Annotated in this window: 15 protein-coding genes; 8 read left to right on the forward strand and 7 right to left on the reverse strand. The window is 62.6% G+C overall.

All coding sequences use genetic code 11. The annotated features are described in order from the left end of the window. Positions 1-18 precede the first annotated feature (18 nt). From ACFPWW_RS14750 to ACFPWW_RS14765, 4 genes are all read right to left on the reverse strand, one after another. The gene (locus ACFPWW_RS14750) at positions 19-963 is read right to left on the reverse strand and encodes a substrate-binding domain-containing protein (RefSeq protein ID WP_377312277.1); all 945 of its coding nucleotides are present in this window, start codon (positions 961-963) and stop codon (positions 19-21) included. Positions 964-1,035: 72 nt separating this feature from the next. After that, positions 1,036-1,347 (reverse strand): MocE family 2Fe-2S type ferredoxin, encoded by a 312-nt coding sequence (locus ACFPWW_RS14755; RefSeq protein ID WP_112572470.1) that lies wholly within the window; start codon positions 1,345-1,347, stop codon positions 1,036-1,038. Beyond that, complete coding sequence (locus tag ACFPWW_RS14760) at positions 1,344-2,378, reverse strand: sterol desaturase family protein (RefSeq protein WP_377312279.1); 1,035 nt, start codon at positions 2,376-2,378, stop codon at positions 1,344-1,346. Before ACFPWW_RS14760 ends, ACFPWW_RS14755 begins: the two co-directional genes overlap by 4 nt. A 162-nt stretch (positions 2,379-2,540) precedes the next feature. After that, positions 2,541-3,542 (reverse strand): LacI family DNA-binding transcriptional regulator, encoded by a 1,002-nt coding sequence (locus ACFPWW_RS14765; protein ID WP_377312281.1) that lies wholly within the window; start codon positions 3,540-3,542, stop codon positions 2,541-2,543. A gap of 231 nt (positions 3,543-3,773) precedes the next feature. On the opposite strand from ACFPWW_RS14765, the gene ACFPWW_RS14770 reads away from it, so the two are divergent. Next, positions 3,774-4,232: a YbaK/EbsC family protein gene (locus ACFPWW_RS14770; protein ID WP_112704437.1), complete on the forward strand. Its 459-nt coding sequence runs from the start codon at positions 3,774-3,776 to the stop codon at positions 4,230-4,232. 81 nt (positions 4,233-4,313) lie between these two features. Beyond that, positions 4,314-5,324 (forward strand): Tim44 domain-containing protein, encoded by a 1,011-nt coding sequence (locus ACFPWW_RS14775; RefSeq protein WP_112704436.1) that lies wholly within the window; start codon positions 4,314-4,316, stop codon positions 5,322-5,324. Here the strand turns inward: ACFPWW_RS14775 and ACFPWW_RS14780 are convergent. Continuing rightward, positions 5,321-6,352 carry a hydroxyacid dehydrogenase gene (locus ACFPWW_RS14780; RefSeq protein ID WP_377312282.1) on the reverse strand — a complete coding sequence of 344 codons (1,032 nt, stop codon included), beginning with the start codon at positions 6,350-6,352 and terminating at the stop codon, positions 5,321-5,323. The two genes, ACFPWW_RS14775 and ACFPWW_RS14780, sit on opposite strands and share 4 nt — an antisense overlap. Before the next feature lie 577 nt (positions 6,353-6,929). On the opposite strand from ACFPWW_RS14780, the gene ACFPWW_RS14785 reads away from it, so the two are divergent. The 6 genes from ACFPWW_RS14785 (at position 6,930) to cydX (ending at position 13,858) form a co-directional block, all read left to right on the forward strand. After that, positions 6,930-7,505 (forward strand): GbsR/MarR family transcriptional regulator, encoded by a 576-nt coding sequence (locus ACFPWW_RS14785; protein WP_112756057.1) that lies wholly within the window; start codon positions 6,930-6,932, stop codon positions 7,503-7,505. A gap of 4 nt (positions 7,506-7,509) precedes the next feature. After that, positions 7,510-9,216, forward strand: a complete 1,707-nt coding sequence (gene cydD / locus ACFPWW_RS14790) for a thiol reductant ABC exporter subunit CydD (protein WP_377312283.1) — start codon at positions 7,510-7,512, stop codon at positions 9,214-9,216. Then, positions 9,213-10,904, forward strand: coding sequence for an amino acid ABC transporter ATP-binding/permease protein (locus ACFPWW_RS14795; protein ID WP_377312285.1), 1,692 nt, complete (start codon positions 9,213-9,215; stop codon positions 10,902-10,904). Before cydD ends, ACFPWW_RS14795 begins: the two co-directional genes overlap by 4 nt. 77 nt (positions 10,905-10,981) lie before the next feature. Then, positions 10,982-12,562, forward strand: coding sequence for a cytochrome ubiquinol oxidase subunit I (locus ACFPWW_RS14800; protein ID WP_377312286.1), 1,581 nt, complete (start codon positions 10,982-10,984; stop codon positions 12,560-12,562). 6 nt (positions 12,563-12,568) lie between these two features. Beyond that, entirely contained in the window at positions 12,569-13,723 is a 1,155-nt protein-coding gene (gene cydB, locus ACFPWW_RS14805) for a cytochrome d ubiquinol oxidase subunit II (protein WP_112572493.1), read from the forward strand. A gap of 12 nt (positions 13,724-13,735) precedes the next feature. Further along, positions 13,736-13,858 (forward strand): cytochrome bd-I oxidase subunit CydX, encoded by a 123-nt coding sequence (gene cydX / locus ACFPWW_RS14810; protein ID WP_112572495.1) that lies wholly within the window; start codon positions 13,736-13,738, stop codon positions 13,856-13,858. A 61-nt stretch (positions 13,859-13,919) separates the two neighbouring features. On the opposite strand, the gene ACFPWW_RS14815 is transcribed toward cydX, so the two are convergent. After that, entirely contained in the window at positions 13,920-14,330 is a 411-nt protein-coding gene (locus ACFPWW_RS14815; RefSeq protein ID WP_112757648.1) for a VOC family protein, read from the reverse strand. An 11-nt stretch (positions 14,331-14,341) separates the two neighbouring features. Next, complete coding sequence (locus ACFPWW_RS14820) at positions 14,342-15,367, reverse strand: Gfo/Idh/MocA family protein (protein ID WP_377312287.1); 1,026 nt, start codon at positions 15,365-15,367, stop codon at positions 14,342-14,344. Between the last annotated feature and the right edge of the window lie 90 nt (positions 15,368-15,457).

Raw genomic sequence — 15,457 nt, forward strand, 5'->3', positions numbered from 1 at the left:
ACGCCGGCCGGGGGAGGATCAGTTCTGGTGGGCGTAATCTGCCATATTGGCCGGCGTCACGAGTTCGAAGGGCACCATGACCTGCTTGTCGACACTATGACCGCGGACCAGGGCCACCGCCGCATCCAGTGCGCTTGCGGACTGTCCCCTTGCGTTCTGGAACACGGTGACATCCAGATCGCCATTCGCCATAGCCGCCAGGCCGTCCTGCGTCGCGTCGATACCGACGACCACGACGCTGTCCATCGAAACACCCGCCGCCTTCAGCGCCTGGATCGCGCCGATCGCCATTTCGTCATTGTTGGCAAAGATCGCATCGATCGGACGGCCGGCGGTAATCCAGTTGGTGGTCAGGTCCATGGCATTGGTACGTGTCCAGGCGGCCGATTGCTCGTCGGCGATCGTGACCCCCTTGCAATCGCCTGCGGCAAGCGTTTCCTTGACGGAAGAGGTGCGGTCGCGTGAAGCCTGATGCGCAAGATCACCCATCAGAATATAGGCCTGCGCATCGCCGGTCTTTCCGTTCCTCTTCAGGATTTCGCAGGCGGCTTCGGCCCCCAGCCGCCCGGAGTCGGTTTCCTTCGAGCCGACATAGGCCTGCTTGGCGGGCAATCTGTCGATATTGTCGGGCTGCAGGTTGAGATAGACGAGCGGAATGCCGGCCTTCTCCGCCGCCTCGCTGATACCTGGTGCGGCCGATGTGTCGGCAAGCGTCACGATGATGGCATCCACCCCTGCGGCGATGAAATTATTCACCTGATTGAGCTGCCTGGAGACGTCGGTCTGAGCATCCTCGATCTGCAGCGTAACGCCCCCCGCCTTGGATGCTCTTGCACTCAGGCCCTCACGCAGCAGCGTCTGGAAATTGTTGTCGAAGCTCTGCATCGACACGCCGATCGTTTCGGCCGAGGCAGCACTCGCCGTCAGGGCGGCCAGGATGGCCGCCACGCAGAATGACTTCATAATTTCCTCCCATTGGGTGCCGGGCCACCCGAAACATTCCGGAGGCCACCTGGGCCTGCAGCTTGTGCAGGCTCAGGCGAGAGCCACGCGGACTTCCCCGTCGATGACTTCGGCGGGATAGGTCTTCAGATTCTCGCAGGCCGGAAGTCTGAGGGCTTCGCCGGTGCGATAGTCGAAGGCGCCGGAATGTTTGGGACATTCCACTTCGAAATCCATGACCAGACCTTCGGCGAGATGGATCGCCTCATGGGTACAGAGGCCGGCGGTGCAATAGACGCTGTCGTCGGGACCGCGGTAGATGGCATAGGTGCGGCTGCCGTGGTCGAAACGAATGGCGCCCTCCTGTTCGATATCGTCGAGTTTGCAGGCGGTGATCCAGCTCATTCGGCCGCCCCCTTGATCTCCCGGCCGGCCTTGCGGGCCGCAAGCCTTTCCTTGCGGCGGCGGTAGCGCGCCTGCATGCGGGCCTCCCCTTCGGGCGAGCCGTCGTGCCAGGTTCCGAACCACTTATCGAGCGGGATCAGCGCATCCCCGTAGTTCACCTCGAAATATTTGTGATGCAGGTAATGCGCGTAGGCGTGGCTATCCACCAGCCTGTCTTCGCCGACCTCGATCTTGTCGAAGCCGACATGACCGGGAATGGCGCCAAAGCCTGCATAGTGAAGCTGATAGAGCATGAGGATCGGGTTGGACGGCAGGACCAGGTGATAGAAGGCCGTTCCGAGATAGAGCAGATGTTCGACCGGATGCATCGAGAGCGACGACCAGGGCGACGGGTTGACCGAGTTGTGGTGGACGGAATGCACCCACCTGTAGAGGAACGGCGTGTGGATGAGCCGGTGAATGCAGAAGAAGTGGAATTCGTGAATGAGCGGCACGATCAGCGCGACGATCGCAAGCATCCAGGGACGTTCGGCAAAGCTCAGCCACGGCGCATAGCCATTGGCATAGGCCCACAACATGCCGGCCTCGATTGCCGTCCAGATCGGCACACCCGAAAGGAAGGTACGCAATATATTGTCGATGTTCTGGCTTTCGAACCAGAAGGCCTTGTTCTTTTGCTCGGCAGGGAATTTCCCGTTATATTTAAAGCGGTTCTCCTGCCGCTTCAGCACGTAGAGATGCACTTCGAAGGCGCCGTAGAAGAGCAGGACGCAGATTGCGTTGACGGCATAGAGCCAGGCAAACCAGCCGAAACCGGGGGTTCTCATCGTCTCCATCGGCGGAACGACCCAGGCCCAATAGGCGACGGCGGATGCGGCAAAAATCGCATTCCACGGAAAGAAATAATGCGGCAGCCATTTCAGGACGGCCTTCAGCCGTGGCGGAAAGGCAAATAGCGGCGCGGTTTCGACAGGCTTGTTCGGCGCCCAGTCACCGCGCTTGTTGCGCGTGCCGAATTTCAGGTCGTCCATTTCACTCTCCTCCGGGCGAAGCGGTTATCCTCCCCTCCGCACAAGTTCTTTTGAAAGAGAGCGTCGGCATGCTCGATCCGGCGTCACGCTCCGTCTCTCCTCCATGTTTCAAAACTAGCAGGAGAGCATCGCGGCGCCGAAACCATTCTTGATCAAATCAGATCAAACGGCTTCCTTGGTGATGGTGATGAAGCGAATGGGCGCGCGATCCGGCTCGATATCGGTCAGACCGATGCGGCGCAGGACAAGATCGAGCGATCGCCTGGCCTGTGCTTCCGGCGCCTGGTCGAGCACCACATCCATGACGCCGTCCTGCAGAGCCTTGCGGGTATAGTCCGTCAATTCGTGGCCGACGAAAAAGATACCGCGATCGTGGGCATGACGCCGCAGCACGTCGATCAATGCGGAATTGGCGCCTCCGGCATTGTAGAGGCCGGCGAGATCCGGATAGTTTTTCAGAGCCGAGAGCAGGAGTTCGGCGCTGATATGCTCCTCATCGTGGCCGAAACCCAGCCATTGGAAGCTGACGGGGCCTGGATGCTCGAGAAAATAATCGGAAAATCCACGAATACGGTCGCGATGCACCTGATAGATCGGATGGCAGATCGCAACGACAGGCCCTTGCCGGCGCGCCATACGGCTGATGAACAGCGCAGCCGTGCGCCCGGCCCCATAATTGTCGATGCCGACAAACTCTCCTGAGCGATCCGAGGCGCGGGTGACGACGTGAACGACCGGCAAGCCTCGAGCGATCACCTTTTCGACGGCTGCCCGGATCACCGGACTGCTGGGCACGGCAAGAATGAGACCGGCGCGTGGCAAATCCGTCGACAGGATGCGCCGGGCAATCTCCTCCGGCTTCATTTCTTCGGTGAAGCTGCGGTGGACGACGACCAGCGGATCCAGGGTTGCGGCAATCCGTTCGAACGCTTTGGAAAGCCGCTGGTAGAAGGTCGTCTCGGGACGGACCATCAATACTTCGATGCGCAGCAGGCCGCGATGCGTATCCGGAAGTATGCGCGGATAATCGAGCCTGCGCGCGGCGATGATCACCTTTTCGGCCAGTGCGGGACGAACGCCGCCGCGACCGTTCAAGACCCGCTCGACGGTTGCGGTTCCCACACCTGCCACGCGGGCGATATCCCGATAGTTTGGCTTGCTCACTGGCTATCCTCAATGGGCGAAGGCGCTGCGTCTTCAATTTTTCAAGCAATATCCATGAGTTAGAATCCAGGAGCAATCCAGATCGCCTTCCGCGGTGGCCAGAAGTTTTTTCCGGCGAACTAAGCGATTGAATTTTCTTGGATCTAAATATTAAGTTGAGCGGCGAACGCGTGAGTTCCACGCCGCCTCAGGCGGCGTCAATCGATTGTCCATTCAGAAGTATCCTGTCTCATGAGCCTCGAATCCGTCCGCGCCTTCTTCGCCGCCAATGCCCCAGACATTACCATCATCGAAACACCCGGCAGTTCTTCCACCGTTGCCCTTGCCGCCGAAGCGCATGGCGTGGAGCCAGCGCAGATCGCCAAGACGATCTGCCTCCGTGTCGGCGAGCGCACCATGCTGGTCGTCGCAAGCGGCACGGCACGTCTCGATAACAGGAAATTCAAGGACAGCTTCGGCGGCAAGGGGCGCATGCTGGATGCCGAGGAGGTGCTGGCGGTGACGAGCCACCCGGTCGGCGGGGTCTGCCCCTTTGGCCTGCCGGCCCCGCTGCCGATCTATTGCGACATGTCGCTGAAACAGTTCGACGAGGTCGTTCCGGCTGCCGGCTCGACCAATTCCGCGGTGCGCATTCCGACCGAAAGGCTGGCGGAAATCACCGGGGCCGAATGGGTCGATGTCTGCCAGTAACGGCGCACAACTTCACAGGGCAGAAAGAATACCTATATTATCTGCGAACATGCCGTTCAGCGCATGATAGGAGATGAAAGAATGCCCAGTGCTGTTTCGCGTTTTGCCAGGATCGCGGCAATCGCCGTTCTTGCGAGCGCTACCGTCTTTGCTTCGATCGGGGACGCCGATGCGCGCCGCGCCGGCGGCTTTGGCGGTTTCGGAAGCCGCGGCACGCGCACCTTCAGCGCGCCTCCGGTCACGCAGACTGCGCCTGCCCCGGCAGCCCCCATCGAACGCTCGATGACGCCGCGCCCGCAGACGACGGCGCCCTATAACACTCAGCAGCCCGGCTATGCCCAGCAGCGTCCCGGCCTCTTCGGCGGTTTCGGCCGTTCGATGATCGGCGGCCTGATTGCCGGCGGCCTGCTCGGCATGCTGCTCGGCCACGGTTTCGGCGGCGGCTTCGGCTTCCTCGGCATGCTGCTGCAGATCGCGCTGATCTTCGGAGCGGTCATGCTCGCCATGCGCTTCTTCGCCAATCGGCGCCAGCCGTCCTATGGGACGGGTGCGCAAAGCTATGGCGGAGCGCAATCCTACAACATGTCGCCGGCCAGTGGCGGTTCGTCTTTCCACATTCCGGCAATCGGTTCGGGCTCCGGCAGCCAGCAGCGCAACACACGCCCGAGCGACGAGATCGGCCTTGCCCAGGCCGACCTCGACCAGTTCGAGGAATTGCTGACCAAGGTTCAGACCGCCTACGGCGCAGAAGATTACGGCGCGCTGCGCCGCCTGACGACGCCGGAAGCCATGTCCTATCTTGCCGAAGAACTCGGCGAGAACGCCACCAACGGCGTGCGCAACCAGGTTTCCGACGTCAAGCTGCTGCAGGGTGATATTGCCGAAGCCTGGCGTGAGAACGGGCAGGAATACGCAACGCTTGCAATGCGCTATTCCTCGATCGACGCGATGGTCGAGCGCAGCAGCGGCCGCCTCGTCTCCGGCGACGACCGTCGCCCGAGCGAAAGCACGGAGATCTGGACTTTCGTGCGCAGGCCCGGCGCCGACTGGAAGCTTGCCGCCATCCAGGGCACCGGCCAGCGCGCCGCTTAATTGACCGAAACGGGTTTGGAGCGCATGCGGGACACCGTTTCGCGCTCCGCCCGCTTGCAGCGCATCGGCGGCAGGCCGCGGTCCATCAGATCCATATCCTCAAGCGCCATGTCGCCCATTTTCTTGAAGGCGACATCGAGAGCGCCGGCGCGATGGGCTGAACGGATGAAACCCTTGAGGCTGCGCACCGGGTGGTCCGAGGGCAGCGGTTCCTGCGGGTAGACATCGCTTGCCGCGACGATATGGCCTGACGCGACGGCGGTCATCAGGGCATCGAAATCCACGACATCGGCGCGGCTTAGCAGGATGAAGGCCGCCCCCTTGCGCATGCTGGCGAACGCATCCGCGCCGAGGAAGCCTCTGTTCTCGCTGGTGACGGAGGCAACGACGAAGACGAAATCGCTCTGTCCCAAGACCTCGTTGAGGCTTGCGGCCTCCACACCGTTTTCCTCCAGGATCGAGCGCGGCATCCAGGGATCGAAAACCCTGATCCTGGCACGGAATCCCGACAGAACCCGCCGCAGCGCCTTGCCGAGATCACCAAAACCGATAATGCCGATCTCGGAACCCGCTATCAGCCGGGCACTTGCGTTGCCCTCGCCACCCCAGAGCTCGCGGCCCTCGCGGAAAGCCACATCGGCATCGACGATGCCGCGGGCAAGGCTGAGTGCGAAGCCCAGTCCGATCTCTGCCACCGGCTCGGCAAAAACCTGCCCGGTCGTCACCACATGAATGCCGCGCTGGAAGAGGATCTCGTAGGGCATGTTGTTGAGGAGGTTGCTCTCCACATTGAGGATCGCGCGAAGTTGCCGCATGCGGTCGAGCGTTTCCGCCGAAAGCGGCGGCTGACCGATGATATAGCGCGCGCTGCCGAGAACAGCGTCGCCGAGGCCAGCAATATTTTCAGGATCGGCCTCGACAATGTCGTATCTCGCATTGAGTTCGGCACGCGCCTTGTCGCTGAAGATCAGATCGAGCGTGCGCGGTTCCGGCGCGCTGATCGCCAGCGGTCTTTCGATATTCGTCATAGGCTCCTCCTCGAGACGCATCAGCTTTCGCCTCCGCAATACGATTGATAATCCGGTTGAACGGCGCTTGTGAAGACGCCATTCAACCGGGCATATGCCCATGATGCAAACGCTTGAAACTCCTATTCCTACCCTTTTCGTTGACGGTGAAATTTCGCCGCACTGGCCCGGTGGCGCGATTTTTAACCGTGACTGACGGACCGGCGGCGGCAGTACCGGAAAAAACGGAGGGAATTCCACAATGAAAGCAGTCTTGAAGAGCGGCATGCCTGGTCTTGCCGCAGTCCTGACCGCCCCAGGCGGTCTTGCTGCCGGTGCCGGCGCCAGCATCCTGAGCGGCCCCATCTGAGACCCGCGCCCCTGCAACCGCAACGCCCGACGGACCCGCCGGGCGTTTTTGTTTGCGAGATTTGACTTAAGTCAATTCCAGGCACGCGGCGTCGGTCTATGAAGAGACAGACTGCCGAAACACCTATCCAAATTGACGCAGGTCAAGCCGGGCAATTGCCGCGTCAGCGCGAAAGTCTGTATAGTGATTTCAGAAATTTCTGAAATCACAGACGTAACGGAAACGATAATGAACCTTCCGCCTCTCGTTCAGTCCTTCGTCCTGCATTTCGGCGAAATGGGGTCCCGCTGGGGCATCAACCGCACGGTCGGCCAGATCTACGCCCTTCTTTTCGTATCGCCCTCGCCGCTCTGCGCCGAGGAGATCGTCGATGCGCTTGGCATATCGCGCTCGAACGTTTCCATGAGCCTTCGCGAGCTGCAGGCCTGGAACCTGGTGCTTCTGCGGCACAAGCCGGATGACCGGCGCGACTTCTTCACGACGCCAGACGATGTCTGGCTGATCCTCAGAACGCTTGCCGAGGAGCGCAAGAAGCGCGAGGTCGACCCCACGCTTTCGATGCTGCGCGAAATCCTCATGCAGCGCCCGGCAAGCGAGGCCGAGCGCCACGCGCAGGAACGCATGAGCGAGATGCACACGCTCATCGAGCAGCTGACGCACTGGTATGAAGACGTAAAACAACTTGAAACAGAAAGGCTTGCGACGCTGCTCTCGCTGGGCGCGAAAGTGACCAAGCTGCTGGAGGCCAAGGACAGGGTCGTTTCGCTTGGCCGCCGCCGTCCCAATTCTGCGAACAAGAGTTAGCGCCATGGGCAGTGCTTTCTTCGACGCAAGAGACCGGCAAGAAGCGGAAGCGCCTGCTGACAGGGACGAGGCATGCAAGCCGGCCAGCACAAAAAGCCGCCTGCGCGGTGCTGCCATGCTGCAGGCGTTTGCGGCGGTCCTCTGGATTCCGCAGGCAGGTCTGCTCGCATGGTCCGTCGGGCGGCTGGCCGATGGCGGCGGCCCTGCCGATGTTCTCTGGCCGGCGATCTTCATTCTCCTGCTCGGCATCGTCAAAAGCTGTCTCGATGCGGCTGGCGGCCGCCTTGCCTTTCGTGCCGCGCGCGCCGCGCTCAGCCAGAAACGCGCAACCGCCCTCCGTCTGCTCGCCCGCCTTTCTCCTGTCGATGCCGGCCGGCCTGCATCCGGTGAAGCTGCCAGCGTGCTTGGCGAACAGGCCGAGCTGATCGTGCCCTATCTCTCTCGCTTCCAGCCGGCTCGATTGAAGGCGAGCCTCGTGCCGCTCGTCATCCTCGCCTGCATCTTTCCGATATCCTGGATCGCTGCGCTCGTGTTGCTGATCGCCGCGCCACTCATTCCGGTCTTCATGGCACTGATCGGCTGGCGTGCCCAGGCTGCGAGCGAAAGGCAGCTTGTCGCAACAGGCGGCCTCAACGCCTTCCTGCTCGACCGGCTGCGCGGCCTTGCAACGATCCGTTCGCTCGATGCGGTCGACGCCACAGCACTTCGGTTGCGCGGCGAGGCGGAGTCGCTCCGCATGCGCACCATGGCGGTGCTCAAGATTGCCTTCCTGTCTTCCGCCGTGCTCGAGCTCTTTTCAGCCCTTGGCGTGGCGATGACCGCCGTCTATGTCGGCTTCAGCCTGCTTGGCGAAATCCGCTTTGGCGCCTGGTCGGGTGGGCTTGACCTTTCGCGGGGCCTGTTCGTCCTGCTGCTGGCACCAGCCTTTTTCGAACCGTTGCGTGAACTCTCCGCCGTCTGGCACGACCGCGCTTCGGGCGAGGCCGCGCTGAAGGCGCTGGAAAGGCTTGCTGTCGACGGCATGACGCTTCCCGACCACGAGCCGGCCGGGGCCTCCACCGCAAACAAGCCCTTCGATATCCGCCTGGAAAACGTCTGCTTTCGCTACAGCCCGGATCATCAGCCCATCCTCTCCGGTTTCAACCTCGAAATTGCCGCCGGCGAACATGCCGCACTGCTTGGCGCCAGCGGTACCGGCAAATCGACCTTGCTGTCGCTGATCGCCGGCCTGGCACCCTGCGATGAGGGCCGCATCCTGATCGGCGGCAGCGCGACAGGTCACTGCAAGATGGCCTGGATCGGCCAGAAGCCGCATATTTTCGCGGGGACCGTCGCCGGCAATATTGCGCTGGGACGGCCCGGCATCACGGCGACGAAAATCTCGGGCGCACTCGATCTTGCAAGGCTTGGCCGTGTCGCACGGGCCTACGGGCATCGGCCGCTTGGCGAGAGCGGCATCGGCCTCTCCGGCGGCGAGACTTTGCGCCTTGCGATCGCGCGGGCCGCCTGCGATCCCGATATCCGCATCATCCTCGCCGACGAGCCGACCGCGCATCTCGACGCCGATACGGCTGCCGAGATCACCGAGAGCCTGCTCGCCCTCGCGCAGGGCCGCACGCTGATCGTCGCCACCCACGACCCGCTGCTGGCCGCCCGCATGCACCATGCCATCCGCCTTGATGGCGAAAGCCTTCCGGAGGCTGCCGAATGACCACCTTCCTCAAGGATATCAAGCCGGTCCTGCGCCTGTTCCTGCAGACGCATCGCAGGGAACTATTGCTTGGCGCAGCGCTATCGGCCGCAACCGTCACAGCCGGCATCGCCCTGCTCGGCCTGTCGGGCTGGTTCATTACCGCAACTGCCCTTGCAGGCCTTACGGCAACTGTCGCCGCGACCTTCGATGTCTTTGCGCCATCGGCCGGCATCCGTTTTCTTGCCATCCTGCGCACGGCTGCGCGTTATGGCGAAAGACTGACGACCCACAACGCGACGCTCGCCGTGCTTGCCGCCCTTCGCGAGCGCCTGTTCCGCGGCTGGGCCTCCCCTGGCGCGGCACGTACGCTTCTCAACCGGCCTGCCCGGCTGCTCTTCCGGCTGACCGCGGACATCGACGCGCTGGACTCGCTTTACCTTCGCATTCTCGTGCCGGCAGCCGTGGCGATCGGCTCGGCACTTGTCGCCAGCGTGACGCTCGGCCTCATGCATCCGCTGTTTGGCCTGTTCTTCGGGTTCTGCCTTGTTCTGGCAGGGCTCGGCCTGCCGCTCGCTGCCGGCCGGCTGGCTTTGAAGCCGGCGCGACGCCGCGCTTACGGGATCGAAACTATCCGGTCGCGGACCATCGATCTCGTCGCCGGACAGACCGATCTTCTCATGGCAGATCGTCTTGCCGCACAACAGCAGGCAATCGTTGCCGCCGATGCCTATGCGGCAAACGCCGACGACCGGCTGAACCGCATCGAGACCGGCGTGACCTTCGGCTTCGGCCTTCTCTCCGCCGCGCTTCTGGCTGCGGCGCTGCTGAGCGTTGCCGTGCTGATGCAGGCAGGCGCGATCACCGCGCCCGTTGCCGCGCTCGGCGTGCTCGTCGCTTTCGCCGCCACCGAACCCTTTGCCGCCTTGCGCCGCGGCGCGATGGAATTCGGCAGGACGATCCTGGCGGCCAAACGCATCGCACCACGACTTTCCGCCACTGAAGCCGATTTCGCACCAGGGGCTCCGGCGCATGAACTGGCCTTCGCGCTCCGAAACATCACCGTTGCGCATGACCGGGCGGCAAGGCCGGCATTGCTGGACGTGACGCTCGAACTGCGCCGTGGCGAGCATATTGCCGTGGTCGGTTCGAGCGGTGCCGGCAAATCGACGCTGCTTTCGCTGCTTGCCGGTGAATTGCCGCCGGCAGCCGGGATCGCGGCGGCACTCGATGCGACCTTGCTCACCCAGCGGACCGAGCTTTTCCAGGACACGTTGCGCGGCAACCTGCGGCTTGCCGCACCCGATGCGGACGGCGATCAACTGCGTAATGCGCTTGCCGCCGCCGGTCTGCTCGCCGATGTCGATGCACTGCCGTCGGGCCTCGACACGACGCTCGGCGAAGGCGGCATGGGGCTTTCCGGCGGTCAGTCGCGCCGGCTGGCGCTCGCGCGTCTTTTCCTGCGCGACACCCCGCTCTGGCTGCTGGACGAGCCGACCGAAGGTCTGGATGGCCGCACCGCCCGCGACGTGTTGCATCGCCTCGCGCTGGAAGCAGAAGGCCGGACGCTGGTGATCGCCACGCATATCCGCCGCGAGGCAGCACTCGCAGACCGCATCGTCGTCCTCGACGGCGGCCGCATCACAGAATTTTCGCGCCGTGGAGAGGCGGCGTTCGAAAAGGCGCTCAACCGGCTTCGGCCGGATTGAGCGAACAGGCCTGACCCGCGTGACCAACCGGCCATGCGGAAACTCTTGATACCGCGTGGGACCGTGGGAGAAAGACAATGGAACTAGACATCGTTGCGCTATCGCGCTTCCAATTTGCGCTGACCGCGCTTTATCACTTCCTGTTCGTGCCCTTGACGCTCGGCCTTTCCGTGCTGCTTGCCATCATGGAGACGACCTATGTCATGACCGGGCGCCAGATCTGGCGGCAGATGACGAAATTCTGGGGCACGCTGTTCGGCATCAATTTCGTGCTCGGCGTCGCAACCGGCATCGTCATGGAATTCCAGTTCGGCATGAACTGGAGCTACTACAGTTATTATGTCGGCGACATTTTCGGCGCGCCGCTGGCGATCGAGGGCCTGATGGCCTTCTTCCTCGAAGCGACCTTCGTCGGCCTTTTCTTCTTCGGCTGGGAGAAGCTGTCGAAAGTCGGCCATCTCGTCGCCACCTGGGCGGTGGCGCTCGGTTCGAATTTTTCCGCGCTCTGGATTCTCATCGCCAATGGCTGGATGCAGAACCCGGTCGGTTCCGCGCTGAACCCGCAGACCATGCGCATGGAAATCGTCAGTTTCTTCGACGTGGTCTTCAACCCCGTCGCCCAGGCGAAATTCGTCCACACGGTCTCGGCCGGCTACGTCTGTGCCTCGATCTTCGTGCTCGGCGTTTCGGCCTGGTACATGCTCAAGAGCCGGCATATTGAGCTTGCCAAGCGCTCGATGACGGTTGCCGCCTCCTTCGGCCTCGCCTCGGCGCTGTCGGTCGTCGTGCTCGGTGACGAAAGCGGTTATCTCGCAACCGAAAACCAGAAGATGAAACTCGCCGCGATCGAAGCCATGTGGAAGACGGAGCCGGCGCCAGCCGCCTTCACCGCCTTCGGCTTCCCGGACCAGCAAGCGCGCGAAACGCATTTCGCCGTGCATATCCCCTGGGTCATGGGCCTTATCGGCACCCGATCGCTGACGACGGAAATCCCGGGCATCGACAAGCTGGAACAGCAGGCCGAAACCCGTATCCGCGACGGTATCAAGGCCTATGACGCGCTGATGCAGATCCGCGCCGCACCCGTCCAGGACCAGGTCGCCCAGGAAGTGCGCTCGTCCTTCGAGGATCTCGGCCATGACCTCGGTTATGCCCTGCTCCTGAAGCGCTATGTCGACGATCCGCGTCAGGCAACCGACGAACAGATCGCAAAGGCCGCGCGCGACACCGTCCCGCATGTGCCGACACTCTTCTGGTCGTTCCGCATCATGGTCGGCCTCGGCATGTTCTTCATCGTGCTGACGGCAACCTTCTTCTGGCTGTCGGCCCGCCGGCATCTGGACAAATATCCGCTCTTGCTGCGCATTGCGGTCTTCGCCATCCCGCTGCCCTGGATCGCCATCGAGGCCGGCTGGGTCGTCGCCGAAATCGGCCGTCAGCCCTGGGTGATCGAAGGCGTGCTGCCGACGGCGGTCGCCGTCTCCAATCACGGCGCCTGGGCAGTGCTGCTCACCATCATCGGCTTTGCCGCGCTCTATACGACGCTGATCGTCATCGAGATGAGCCTGATGCTCAAGGCGATCCGCCAGGGGCCGGAACCGGACCACGAGCCGGAAGCCAAGCTGATCTCCGAAACCCTCGTTCCAGCCGCGGAGTGACCTGTCATGATCCTTTACCAACTCATCGACTATGAAACCCTGCGCATCATCTGGTGGGTGCTGCTCGGCGTGCTCCTGATCGCATTCGCAGCGACCGACGGTTTCGACCTCGGCGTCGGCACGCTGCTGCCTTTCGTCGCCAAAACCGATACGGAGCGCCGGGTTGCGATCAACACGATCGGCGCGACCTGGGAGGGCAACCAGGTCTGGCTCATCCTCGGCGGGGGCGCCATTTTCGCCGCCTGGCCGCCGCTCTATGCGGTCTCCTTCTCGGGCTTTTATCTGGCGATGTTTGCGATCCTCTTTGCGCTCATCCTGCGCCCGGTCGGGTTCAAGTACCGCTCCAAGCGGGACAGCGCACGCTGGCGCAACGGCTGGGACTGGGCGCTTTTCGTCGGCGGCTTCGTGCCGTCGCTGATCTTCGGCGTTGCCGTCGGCAACGTGCTGCAGGGCGTTCCCTTCCGCTTCGCCGACGACATGCGCATCTTCTATGAAGGCTCGTTCTTTGCGCTCCTGAACCCATACGCCCTTCTCTGCGGCGTCCTGTCCGTCGCCATGCTCATCATGCATGGCAGCGCCTGGCTGGTGCTGAAGGCGACCGGGCCGGTTGCCGATCGCGCCCGCCGCTTCGGCAGCGTCGCAGCGCTTGTCGTCATCCTGCTCTTCGCGCTCGGCGGCCTCTGGCTCTGGGCCGGCGTCAGCGGTTATCGCATCACCAGCGATATCAGCCCGATCGGCCCGTCGAACCCGCTTCTGAAGACGGTGTCGCTGGAAGGCGGGGCATGGCTTGACAATTACGGCAGCCATCCCTGGACGATCGCCGCTCCCGTCCTCGGCTTCCTGGGTGCGGCGGCTGCCTTCATCGCCATGCGGGCGCGGCGCGAGGTCGTGACGCTGCTCTTCAGCCAGCTCTCGATCCTGGGCATCATCTCGACTGTCGGCCTGTCGATGTTCCCGTTCATCCTGCCCTCCTCGCTCGATCCGAAATCGAGCCTGACGGTCTGGGATGCGTCGTCGAGCCACCAGACGCTCTTCATCATGCTGGTGGTCACGGTCATCTTCCTGCCGATCATCTTTGCCTACACGGCCTGGGTCTACAAGGTTCTGTGGGGCAAGGTCGATGAGAAGAACGTCACCGACAAGAACAGCCACGCCTACTGAGGAGACGAAACGATGTGGTATTTCGCATGGGTACTCGGCCTGCCGCTGGCAGCCGCCTTCGCCGTCCTCAACGCCATGTGGTATGAGTTGATGGATGACGAAGCCAGGAAGAAGGCTTCGGGCGAACGCCGATAGAAGCGGAAGGGGCGCGGTTCGCGCCGCGCCCTCTTCCTTTCAGTCCGGCGCTGTGAAGCCGTCAGCCAAGCCGGTTTTGAGACCGCTCTGCGAGTTCAACGATGATACCATCGGGGTCGCGCACGAAGCTGATCCTGTTCAGCATCTCGGAATGGACGGCAAAGCGCGGCCGTTCCTTGATTTCGACGCCTGCCGCTTCCAGCCGGGCGAAGGTTTCCTCGACATTCTCGAAATGGAAGGTGATGTGCTTGACGCCGGCCGTTCCCTCCGCAAGATCGACGGCCCTTGAAGCACCGCCGGGCGGCGCGAAAACTTCCAGCATGCCGCCGCCCGCATCGAGGAAGGCGACCTGCATGCCATCCGGCATCTGCTTGCGCAAATGCAGCTTCAGCCCCAGCAAGTCGCAATAGAAGGCGATGGCACGGTCCATATTGCTGACCGTCATACCGATATGCTCGAACGATTTCAGCATCGTCTTTCCACTCAACCGCCCGCGGCAGGGCCGGCACCGATGCGGACGGCCTTCGTCTGTGCCTCGAGCGAGAGGCGGCAGACCTCATAGACATGGTTCTGCGTCATTGCGGTTTCGGAGCGGTCGCGCACGTCGGCGGCGAACGCCTCGAAATAGTCGAGCTTCTCATCGCTGCAGTCGATATGCGTCATCTCCTTGCCGTTGACGAGGAAGAGATGATCCTTGCCCGGCCGGCCGGCAATATCGATATATTTGCGCAGCTCGATATATCCCTCGGTGCCGAGGATGGTCAGGCGGCCGTCGCCCCAGGTCGGCAAGGCTTCGGGCGTGAACCAGTCGACGCGGATATAACCCGTGCCCTTGTCGGAGCGCAGCAGCACTTCCCCGAAATCCTGGAAATCCGGCTTTTGCGGCATGCCGAAATTGCCGACCGAGCTTGCGACCACCTCGCCCGTCGTCGAGCCGGTATAAAACAGGAACTGGTCGACCTGATGCGAGGCGATATCGACGATGATGCCGCCGAAGGCCTCCGGGTCGAAGAACCAGTCCGGCCGCGTCGGCAGCTGCAGCCGGTGCGGCCCCATGCCGAGCGTCTGGATCACCTTGCCGATCGCCCCTTCCTTCACCAGCTTGCCGGCCTTGACGGCGGAGCGCACGCAATGGCGTTCGGAAAAGCAGATGGAGAAGATCCTGCCGGTCTCGGCAACCGTGCGCCTGACCTCGTCGAGTTGGGCGAAGGTGGTCACACCCGGCTTGTCGGTCATCACATCCTTGCCCGCCCTCATGGCACGGATGGCAAGGCCGGCGCGGTCGCGCGGGATGGCGGCAATGCAGATCACGTCGATCGAGGCATCGGCAAAGATCCTTTCCCGGTCGATCTGCGGGACATCCGGATAGGTCTTCTCGAAATTCTCCCGGATCGCGGGCACGCTCGTCTGCGGGCAATAGCCGACGAATTCGCCACCCGCCGCCAGCAAGCCCTTCACATGATCGAACGTATGCCCATGGTCGATCCCGACGACGGCAAATCTCAGCATCGCAATTCTATCCTCCTGGGGGAAATGTTCCAGGTCGGCCTTCGCCAACCCTCCTCCGGGGTAAAACAGATAGCGAAAGAGCGGTCCTGT

This window comes from Rhizobium sp. GCM10022189, from assembly GCF_042656325.1.
GTDB lineage: Bacteria > Pseudomonadota > Alphaproteobacteria > Rhizobiales > Rhizobiaceae > Rhizobium.

What these genes read in the sequence shown, in the direction of transcription:
- cydB (WP_112572493.1), top strand. Translation starts at nt 12,569, where the DNA reads ATGATCCTTTACCAACTCATCGACTATGAAACCCTGCGCATCATCTGG.
- ACFPWW_RS14780 (WP_377312282.1), bottom strand. Translation starts at nt 6,352, where the DNA reads ATGACGAATATCGAAAGACCGCTGGCGATCAGCGCGCCGGAACCGCGC.
- cydD (WP_377312283.1), top strand. Translation starts at nt 7,510, where the DNA reads ATGGGCAGTGCTTTCTTCGACGCAAGAGACCGGCAAGAAGCGGAAGCG.
- ACFPWW_RS14785 (WP_112756057.1), top strand. Translation starts at nt 6,930, where the DNA reads ATGAACCTTCCGCCTCTCGTTCAGTCCTTCGTCCTGCATTTCGGCGAA.
- ACFPWW_RS14755 (WP_112572470.1), bottom strand. Translation starts at nt 1,347, where the DNA reads ATGAGCTGGATCACCGCCTGCAAACTCGACGATATCGAACAGGAGGGC.
- ACFPWW_RS14800 (WP_377312286.1), top strand. Translation starts at nt 10,982, where the DNA reads ATGGAACTAGACATCGTTGCGCTATCGCGCTTCCAATTTGCGCTGACC.
- ACFPWW_RS14820 (WP_377312287.1), bottom strand. Translation starts at nt 15,367, where the DNA reads ATGCTGAGATTTGCCGTCGTCGGGATCGACCATGGGCATACGTTCGAT.
- cydX (WP_112572495.1), top strand. Translation starts at nt 13,736, where the DNA reads ATGTGGTATTTCGCATGGGTACTCGGCCTGCCGCTGGCAGCCGCCTTC.
- ACFPWW_RS14775 (WP_112704436.1), top strand. Translation starts at nt 4,314, where the DNA reads ATGCCCAGTGCTGTTTCGCGTTTTGCCAGGATCGCGGCAATCGCCGTT.
- ACFPWW_RS14750 (WP_377312277.1), bottom strand. Translation starts at nt 963, where the DNA reads ATGAAGTCATTCTGCGTGGCGGCCATCCTGGCCGCCCTGACGGCGAGT.
- ACFPWW_RS14760 (WP_377312279.1), bottom strand. Translation starts at nt 2,378, where the DNA reads ATGGACGACCTGAAATTCGGCACGCGCAACAAGCGCGGTGACTGGGCG.
- ACFPWW_RS14795 (WP_377312285.1), top strand. Translation starts at nt 9,213, where the DNA reads ATGACCACCTTCCTCAAGGATATCAAGCCGGTCCTGCGCCTGTTCCTG.
- ACFPWW_RS14815 (WP_112757648.1), bottom strand. Translation starts at nt 14,330, where the DNA reads ATGCTGAAATCGTTCGAGCATATCGGTATGACGGTCAGCAATATGGAC.
- ACFPWW_RS14770 (WP_112704437.1), top strand. Translation starts at nt 3,774, where the DNA reads ATGAGCCTCGAATCCGTCCGCGCCTTCTTCGCCGCCAATGCCCCAGAC.